Origin of the sequence: Parafrankia sp. Ea1.12 (assembly GCF_900465275.1) — a bacterium.
Taxonomy (GTDB): Bacteria; Actinomycetota; Actinomycetes; order Frankiales; family Frankiaceae; genus Parafrankia; species Parafrankia soli.
Genome location: NZ_UBIZ01000532.1, coordinates 1 through 8,915, shown reverse-complemented (window position 1 = coordinate 8,915; position 8,915 = coordinate 1). Strand labels below are relative to the sequence as shown.

Genomic DNA, 8,915 nt, shown 5'->3' with positions numbered 1-8,915 from the left:
CCGTGCATCCCAGGATTACCGCCTCGGCGTTCCCTGGACGTCCCGCCGGTCATCACTCCGACGGGCGGACGCGGGATCTCCCGGTTCTCGTGCTTGGAGATTCCGTGCATGCCATGGTTCTCTGACCGCGCCGGGCCCACCGGGAACTCGCGACTAACGCTCCCGGCGGTGTTGCCTTCCACGGATCTGAACGTGTCGGCGCCCTGGAACTGTTCATTTCGCGGCTCAATCACCCGGCCTACACGTGCCCCTACCAACGCTTCAGCAGCCCCCTTACGGAAGCAGCCACATGGCTCGGGGTCGTCGTGGGTCGCTACTCCTTCGACGTAGAGCTCTTCCATCTCCTTCTCCAAGCCGGTTTATCCCGGCGCTACCAGATCTTGAATGTCGGGGTCTGTTGATCAGTCCGACCTGTTCGGGTATGGGCTGGTCGCCCGGCACCTACACGATCATCCGGCGGGTCAGGGTCCTCGCCGAGGAGATCTCCCGGGACCCCCGCTCCCGGCGACGGCGCACCATCCCGAATGGTCAGCTTGCTCTGGCGCTGGAAGGTGTCGCCGACCACGCCTGGGCGGTCAGCTTCCTCGTCGCGAACATCCCCACCGACGAGCCGGACGGCATCGGCCGATCATCATCGAGGCGGGCCGGGGACGTGGCGGGGGCCGGTCCAGCCTGGTGATCTTGGCGCTGACGCGGCCGGACAGACATGGCCCGGCCTACTTGGGTAGCCCGGTGGCCAGATCGGCCCCTTGCGCATCTCGGCCGACTTGTATACAACAAGGGTCCTGTATACAAGGTAGATCCGAAGGGGCAACGGTCGATGATGCTGGCCCGGGCATCGATGGCGGGGTCGACCGCGTTCATGGCCGTCGCCGAGCGGTCGTCTACGCGTTGGCATTGGCTCGGCGTGCCTGTCTTTCATGTGGTGTCGGAATCGATGTGCGACGACTCCGAACCAGAGGTGCGCACCGCGCTCGTCGACGCCCGCGTCTTCCCGCAAAGCTGGATCGGGCTGTGGCGGATCGCGAGCCTGCTGTGAGCGGCCGAGATCGCCGTACTCGACGTGAGGAAGGCGCAAAGGGGACTGTTGTGTTTGGAGAAGGCATGGCATGGCATGCCATGCCCGGTTGGGCTCGGTGATCAGACGGCGAGGGCGAGTTCGGTGAACGCGGCCGACAGATTGAGATGGTGATCAGCGCCGACGCCGAGTTCGTAGTTACGGCCACTTGCAACAGTGCCCCCTCTCCCAAGGATCAAGGAAGCGAGTTGCGTGGTTCTCACTGCTGCGGGACGGGTCCGTCGCAGCCTGCTGGTGGTGCTGCTGGTCACCATGGGGTGCGGTGGGGTTGCTGAGCCTGACGCCAGGTTCGGTGGCCTCGGTCATCCTGGGTGAGAACGCGACCCCGGAGGCGGTCGTGGCGCTGAACGCGAAGCTGAGCATGGACAAGCCGCTGTGGTCGCAGAACTGAACTGGCTGTGGGATGCGGTGCGGGCACCGCCTCGGCCAAGTAGTCCCCGAGTTGTTCGTTCCTCCTCCTTCCAATCCTGAATGCTGACTCCCGACTGCTGATGAGAGGTCAACAATGATCCGTAGGACGCGATTACTCGCCACCGTTGTCGTGTGCTGTGTGGCGCTTGTGCTGGGGGCGTGTGGTGGTGGCGACGATCCCGCCTCGTCCACGGACGCCTCCGGTGAGCCGGTGGCAGGCGGCAACGGGCGGATCCTCACGCTGAGCGATCCACGTACCCTGGATCCGGCGGCCCTCGGCAACGCGTACGCGTCCGGCGCCTTCCTGGGCAACGCCTTGTACGGGACGTTGATGACCAACGATGAGGCCGGTGAGGTCCAGTACTCGATGGCCGAGTCGTTCACCACGAACGACAACGGCGCCACCTTCACTCTGAAGCTGCGGCCGGGACTGGTGTTCTCCGATGGCACCCCGCTGAACGCCGAGGCCGTGAAGTTCAACTGGGACCGGATCAAGGACCCGGCCGTTGGCCTGGCCAACCGGGCGGAGGCGTCGACGATCGCCTCGTCCGAGGTGGTGGACGACGTCACGCTGAAGGTCACCTTGGCCACCCCTGTGCCGAGGTACGCCCAGTCCGTCATTACCTCGACGATGAACTGGATCGCCTCACCCGCCGCCCTGGAGAAGGGCCAGCAGGCCTTCGACGCGAAGCCGATCGGCGCGGGACCGTTCACTCTGCAGAGCTGGACCCGGCAGGCCGCCATCGAGCTCGTCAAGAACCCCCGCTACTGGGACGCGCCCAAGCCCTACCTCGACCGCCTCACCCTCCGCTCGGCGCTCGACGCCAGCCAGCGTCTCAACACGGTGATCAGTGGGGGGGCGGACGTGGCCGTCGAGTCGAACTGGCTCAACGTCGACAAGGCCACTGAGGCGGGTCTGCCGACCGACGTCATGCAGCTCAACGGCGGCATCTACATCGCACTGAACATGCGCAGAGCACCATTCGACGACATTCGTGCTCGGCAGGCCGTCGCCGCGGCACTGGACTTGGACGCGCTGAACCTCGCGGCCTACAACGGCACCGCGCAGCTGGCCGACACGTTGTTCACCGACGCCTCGCCCTTCTACTCGGAGACGCCGCTGCGCAAGACGGACAGGGCGACCGCGCAGCGGCTCTTCGACGAGCTGGCCGCCGAGGGCAAGCCGGTGTCCTTCACGTTCACCGCCACCCCCAGCACCGATAGCCGGGCGATCACGCAGAACGTCCAGGCCCAGCTCAGCAGCTTCAACAACGTCAAGGTCCAAATCAAGATCATTGATATCGCGGAGCTGGCCGGGCTGCGCACGACCCACGACTTCGACGCGACTGTCTCGTCCGCGTTCTTCCCGGACCCTGAGCCGCGGTTGTGGACGACCTTCCACGGGAGCTCGGCGGCGAACCTGCCCGGTATCGACGACCCGGAACTCAACGACGCCCTGCTGGCCGGCCGGACCGAGGCCTCGGAGGAGGAGCGCAAGGCGGCCTACGAGACGCTGCAGCAGCGGCTGACCAAACTGGCTCCGGTGATCTTCCTCATGCGGGCGGCCCCCAGCACCATCGCGGGCAAGAACGTCGGCGGTCTCGTGCAGTACGGCCTCGGCTCACTGCTGCCCGAGGAGCTGTGGATCCAGCAGTAGCCGCTGTTCCCGGATGACGGATGAGCGGTCGCCGCGTCCCATGAATGCTGGGGGCTGCTGCGTCGTGCAGAGGGGAGAGACGCCGGAAGGTCTACTGGTCAGCAGCCCGGCTGCCCGCGCGTCGCCCCGGCTCGCCTTGGTGTTGTTCGGGCTCGCGGTCGCTGCGGGAACCGAGACCGGGTACACCCAGTCCGTCGCCGTCCGGCCGTCACAGGGGAGCAGGAACCCGGAAAGGGGGAAGACATGACCGATGACCAGTTCGACGTGGTCGTGCTCGGGATGGGGCCGGGCGGGGAGGTCGCGGCCTCCCGGCTGCTGGCCGCCGGCCGGCGGGTGGCCGCGGTGGAACGGGAACTGATCGGCGGCGAGTGTGCCTACTGGGCGTGTGTGCCGTCCAAGACGCTGCTACGCCCACCCGAGGCCGCCGCCGAGGCCGACCGGGCCGTCGGCGTGACCCGCCCAGCGCTGGACTGGCCGGCGCTGCGCGACTACCGGGACTGGATGATCCGTCACCTCGACGACTCCGGGCAGGTCGCCGACTACGAGAAGCAGGGCGCCACCGTGGTGAGGGGCACCGGCCGACTCGCGGGCCGTACCCCCGACGGCCAGCTGCGGGTACAGGTCAACGACCGGATGCTGGCGGCCGACGACGTCATCGTCGCGACCGGCTCGCACCCGGCCCGCCCGCCGATCGACGGGCTGGACGGCGTGCCGGTGTGGACGAACCGGGAGGCCACCACGTTGGCCGACGTCCCCGGCCGGGTGGCGATGCTCGGCGGCGGCGCGGTCGCGGTCGAACTCGGCCAGTTCCTCGCCCGTATGGGCGCCCAGGTGACTGTCCTCGAGCGCGGCGACCGGCTGGTGACCCGGGAGGAACCGCGCGTCGGTGCGCTCACCCAGACCGCGCTGGCCGCGGACGGCGTCGACGTGCGGGTCGGCCGGCAGGTCCGCCGCGCCACCCGCACCGGCGACGGCGCCCGCCTCGACCTGGACGACGCCACCACGGTGGACGTCGACGTTGTCGTGCTCGCCGCGGGCCGCCGTCCACAGGTCCACAACCTGGGGTTGGACACCGTCGGCATCGACGTCGCCGCTCTGGACGGACGCGGTCTGCGGGTCGATGAGCACTGCCGGTTCGGTCAGGGGTTGTGGGCCGTCGGTGACGTCACCGGGCAGGCGCTGTTCACCCACGTCGCGAAATACCAGGGCCGCGTCGTCGCGGACACGCTGTGCGGCCGGCCGCGGCGCGCGGTCTACCAGGGCATCCCACGGGTCATCTTCGCCGACCCGGAGATCGCCGCCGTCGGGCTGACCACCAGCCAGGCCCACCACCGTGGCATCGACGTCGCCAGCACCGAGGTCGACCTGCCCGGCGCGATCGCCCGGCCCTGGACGTACGAGACCAACCCGACCGGCACCCTGGGCCTGCTCGCAGACCGAGGCCGCGGCGTCCTCATCGGCGCGTGGGCCCTCGCCCCGCTGGCCGGCGAATGGATCCACCAAGCCGCGCTCGCGATCCGCGCCGGCATACCGCTGGACGTGCTACGCGACCAGGTCGCGCAGTTCCCCACCTACACCGAAGCCTACCTCACCGGCCTCGAACAACTCGATGCATAACCCCAGCCTGCCCTGTGGGGCTCCAGAACCCCGATTCGGGCGGTGACCTGCGCGTTTGCTCGCCGGACAGGGCCCGCGTCGGGCAGGCTGGATGGTCATGGTGTGGTCCCTGCTCTACGCCCTGACACGCAACACTCTCGGACTGATGCTGCTCCGCGTGCGCGGCGACACCGCGAAAGACGTGGAGCTCCTTGTCCTGCGACATCAGGTGGCGGTGCTGCGCCGGCAGGTGAACCGCCCGACGCTGGAACCGGCGGACCGGGTGATCCTCGCAGCCCTGTCCCGGCTGCTGCCCCGGGCTCGGTGGGGTTCGTTTTCGTCACCCCAGCCACCGTGCTGCGGTGGCACCGTGACCTCCTCGCACGAAAATGAACCTACCCACGGAAGCCGCCCGGACGGCCACTGATCCGCCGGGAGATCCGCGAGCTGGTCCTGCGCCTCGCGCAGGAGAATCCGACCGGGGGCCACCGCCGGATCCAGGGAGAGCTCGTCGGGCTGGGCTACCCGGTCGGGGGGCCACCGTCTGGCGGATCCTGCACCGCGCCGGTGTCGATCCCACGCCCCGGCGGGCCGATGCCTCCTGGCGCACGTTCCTACACGCCCAGGCCTCCGGCATCCTCGCCTGCGATTCCTTCACCGTGGACACCGTATTCCTACAACGGATCTACGTGTTCTTCGTCGTCGAGCACGCCACCCGCCGAGTCCACCTCCTCGGGGTCACCAAGCATCCAACCGCGGCCTGGGTCACCCAACGTGCACGGAACCTGCTGATGGACCTCGAGGAACGTGGCCACCGGTTCCGGTTCCTCATCCGTGACCGTGATACGAAATTCACGGCTTCCTTCGACGCTGTCTTTGCCGGGGCCGGTATCGACGTGGTGCGCACACCGCCACAGTCGCCGCAGGCGAACGCGATCGCGGAACGCTGGGTCGGCACCGCCCGCCGCGAATGCACCGACAGACTGCTGATCCTCTCCGAACGGCACCTGACCTCGGTCCTCGACAGCTACGCGGAGCATTTCAACACCCACCGACCCCACCGCTCCCTCGGCCAACACCCACCCGACTCACCACCCGTGGCCACCCCGACCCCGGGGTCCACCGTCCGTCGCACACGCATCCTCGGCGGGCTGATCAACGAGTACCGCAACGCCGCCTGACACCTCCCCCGGAAGATCGCATCAACCGCAAAAGACCAGCTCACAGGCAGAATCGGGATTCTGGAGCCCCACACGATCCGATGCCCGCGATCACTGTGGACAACCCGCTCGTGCTGCCACGCCTTGGCCGTCCACCAGCGGATGCCGTGTCCCGTCCGGTGGCGCGTGTCGTCGACGCACATCATGCGGTCGAAGGAGCGGGTTTCGAGGTGTGGCGGCCCTTCCCCGGTGGGGTGGACACGCACCTTGCGGACCCGTTCTTCCTTCTGGACCAGATGGGCCCGGTCGACTATGCCCCGATGCAGGCCGTCGGCGCGCCCTGGCACCCGCACCGTGGCCTGGAGACGGTCACCTACCTCATCGACGGTGTCGTCGAGCACCACGACTCCAACGGCGGCGGTGGGATCATCGCCGAGGGTGACACCCAGTGGATGACAGCTGGGGCGGGGATCCTGCACGACGAGGTACCGACGGCGGCCTTCGCTCGATCCGGGGGGCGGACCCATGGGGTACAGCTGTGGGTCAACCTGCCGGCAGCGTTGAAGTTCGCTCCGCCGCGCTACCAGGCCATTACCGGGCGCGAACTGATGTTACTCAGCAGCGTGGACGGCGGCGCGCTGGTCCGGCTCATCGCCGGCGATCTCGGCGGACATGGCGGTCCCGGCGTCACGCACACCCCGATCACCTACGCCCACGCCAGCCTGAACCCGGGCGCGCAGCTGCAGGTGTCCTGGAACCCGGACTTCAACGCGCTGGCCTATGTGCTCAGCGGCCGCGGGTACGCCGGAACGCAACGCCGACCGGTTGAGGCCCACCAACTCGTGGTGTTCGGCCCGGGAGACGCCGTCACCATCGGCGCCGCGGACTCGCAACCAGAGGACACCCCGAACCTGGAGATCCTCCTCCTGGGCGGACTGCCGCTGCGTGAGCCGATCGCCCACTACGGGCCGTTCCTCATGAACAGCCGCGAACAGATCCTGCAGGCCATCGAGGACTACAACGCCGGCCGGATGGGCCGCGTACCCGTCGTCGAATACAGCCGCTGAACCAGGAAAGGACCGGAGCACCACATGACACATACCACTCTGGCCGAGGAGTACCAGCGCGGGAAGCTGTTCTTCGACGCTCAGGACTATGCCGGCGCGGCCCGCACCCTGGCCGGCGTCGTCACCCAGGAATCCCGGCACCTTTAATCCTCGATGGGGGTGCTGCCGATCACCTCGTACTCGGTGGGCTGGCCCTCGTCGTCGAGGGTCGTCACCAGCCCGCCGCGGACGCAGACCGCCGGCAGGTCCGGGTCGGCCTTGCCGTTGCAGCGGAACCGCAGCCCGCCAGCGGCCGGCAGCTCCTTCTCCGGCATCCCCTTGATCGCAGCGATGATGGTCTCCGGGGAGACCTCGCCGGAGATCTCCTCGGTCGCGGACTGGAAGGCGGCGAATACCGTGAACATGGCCATCGCAGCCGTGCGGCCGGTGTCGACGTCCTTGCCGTAGGTGGTCGCGACCGCGTTGATCAGCTGGGTCGCCGGGTTGTCCGTGCCGAGCGGCACCGTCGCGGGGACGGGCATGTCCTCCAGGAAATCGCCCGGCACCGCCTTGCGGGTCCTGTCAGTGATGCACTGCGAGACGCCCGTGACCGTCCCGGTGAATCCGACCGCCCGCAGACCGTTGAACGCGGCGATGCAGAACGCGTCGTTTCCGGTCACCTCGACGATGCCGGGGTCGCCGGAGGCGATGTTCTGCATCTGCGGAGTCATGTCGGCCGTGCCCGGGGGGATTGGCACGACCGAGAGCTCGACGCCGGCCTCGTCGAACGCCGACGGAGCGGCGGTCCGGTAGATGCCCGTCGCGGACGGCACGTCGATCGTGACCGCCGTCACCTTCCCGGCGTCCTCTTCCTTCGCCAGCTGGATTGGGAAATTGATCAGCGAGAAGGCGGAATCGGTGATGGCGAAGGTCGACTCGCTGTCCCGCAGCGGGGCGCCGTTCGCGGAGTGGAACATCACCGGCACGCGAGCGTCGTGCAGAGGCCGCCAGATGCTCTCCACGATCGACGAGGACCCGACGATGACGGCGACGACATCCTCCTCGACCATCCGGTTCGCGCAGTCGGTGCCCTTGGCCGGGTCGGCCAGGGCCTCGCACGTCACCAGCTCGATCGGCCGGCCCGCGATGCCGGAACGGCGCTCGTTCAGGTACCCGACAGTGGCTTCGGCCATGTCGAACTCGACGGAGAGGTCCGACACCGGGCCCTTGCCGTCCGAGATCACCCCGATCCGCACCGGGGTGCCCTCGGCCTTGGCGATCGGCCCGAGGACGGCGGAGATGTCCCCGCTGGGGGTGCTGTCGTCCGCCGACGGGTCCGCGCTGTCGTCGCCGCATCCGGCGGCGAGCAGCAGGCTCGCCGCCACCGCCAGGACGCCCAGGCGGGTGCCAGCCGAGCGTCGCCGCGACCGCTTGCGGGGCATCCCAGCGGCCACATTCTCTGTATTCGGCATACATCTACCTCGTCTCGGTTGTGGTCGGCTGGGGCGGTTCGCCTCCACCGGCTGGGCCGCTCCGGGCGGCACGACGGCTCGTGACGCTGTCCATCGGAGCGGCCTGCTTGCGCTGGTGGGAACGGGTCGCCGGGGCCGCGCCCCGGCCCTGGACCTCGATGCAGCTCTGACGGGGTGCTGATGACTGACGGAGGGCAGCGTCTGGTGGTATGCGCGGCCGGCGACCGGATCAGCTCGCGAGCAGGTGGCGACCGGTGCGGCCGCCCTCGGTCCGGTCGGTCGGCTCAGTCCTCGGTCGGTGGGAAACCGCCCGCCTCGCACTCGGGGGGCTGGCCCTCGTCGTCGAGGGTCGTCACCAGTCCGCTGCGGACGCGGACGGCGGGCGTGGCCGGGTCGGCCTCGCCGGTGCGACGGAACCGCAGTCCGCTCGCACCTGGCAGGTCCTTCTCCGGTACCGCGCTCACGGCCGCGGCGATGATGGTCTCCGGGGAGACC

General features: G+C 68.9%; 8 protein-coding genes and 2 pseudogenes. 8 read left to right on the top strand and 2 right to left on the bottom strand.

The features are described 5' to 3' along the window. Window positions 1–397 precede the first annotated feature (397 nt). From FMEAI12_RS30815 to FMEAI12_RS39370, 8 genes and pseudogenes are all read left to right on the top strand, one after another. Window positions 398–679 (top strand): hypothetical protein, encoded by a 282-nt coding sequence (locus tag FMEAI12_RS30815; protein ID WP_131626787.1) that lies wholly within the window; start codon window positions 398–400, stop codon window positions 677–679. Between the two features lie 141 nt (window positions 680–820). After that, window positions 821–1,039: a hypothetical protein gene (locus FMEAI12_RS30810; protein WP_112108794.1), complete on the top strand. Its 219-nt coding sequence runs from the start codon at window positions 821–823 to the stop codon at window positions 1,037–1,039. A 301-nt stretch (window positions 1,040–1,340) separates the two neighbouring features. Further along, entirely contained in the window at window positions 1,341–1,469 is a 129-nt protein-coding gene (locus FMEAI12_RS39375; RefSeq protein WP_255565764.1) for a hypothetical protein, read from the top strand. A gap of 114 nt (window positions 1,470–1,583) precedes the next feature. After that, window positions 1,584–3,146 carry an ABC transporter substrate-binding protein gene (locus FMEAI12_RS30800; RefSeq protein WP_112108793.1) on the top strand — a complete coding sequence of 521 codons (1,563 nt, stop codon included), beginning with the start codon at window positions 1,584–1,586 and terminating at the stop codon, window positions 3,144–3,146. A 243-nt stretch (window positions 3,147–3,389) separates the two neighbouring features. Beyond that, window positions 3,390–4,763, top strand: a complete 1,374-nt coding sequence (locus FMEAI12_RS30795; RefSeq protein ID WP_112108792.1) for an NAD(P)/FAD-dependent oxidoreductase — start codon at window positions 3,390–3,392, stop codon at window positions 4,761–4,763. 55 nt (window positions 4,764–4,818) lie between these two features. Further along, a pseudogene (locus FMEAI12_RS38835) lies at window positions 4,819–5,923 on the top strand (integrase core domain-containing protein). A gap of 80 nt (window positions 5,924–6,003) precedes the next feature. Next, entirely contained in the window at window positions 6,004–6,969 is a 966-nt protein-coding gene (locus FMEAI12_RS30785; RefSeq protein WP_112108791.1) for a pirin family protein, read from the top strand. 24 nt (window positions 6,970–6,993) lie between these two features. Continuing rightward, window positions 6,994–7,116 carry a hypothetical protein gene (locus FMEAI12_RS39370; RefSeq protein ID WP_255565763.1) on the top strand — a complete coding sequence of 41 codons (123 nt, stop codon included), beginning with the start codon at window positions 6,994–6,996 and terminating at the stop codon, window positions 7,114–7,116. On the opposite strand, the gene FMEAI12_RS30780 is transcribed toward FMEAI12_RS39370, so the two are convergent. Together FMEAI12_RS30780 and FMEAI12_RS30775 are read right to left on the bottom strand one after the other, a co-directional pair. Next, a complete protein-coding gene (locus FMEAI12_RS30780) occupies window positions 7,113–8,420 on the bottom strand; it encodes an ABC transporter substrate-binding protein (RefSeq protein WP_112108790.1) in 1,308 nt (435 codons plus the stop codon). The two genes, FMEAI12_RS39370 and FMEAI12_RS30780, sit on opposite strands and share 4 nt — an antisense overlap. A 284-nt stretch (window positions 8,421–8,704) precedes the next feature. After that, window positions 8,705–8,915: pseudogene (locus FMEAI12_RS30775) on the bottom strand (branched-chain amino acid ABC transporter substrate-binding protein); the annotation flags it as partial.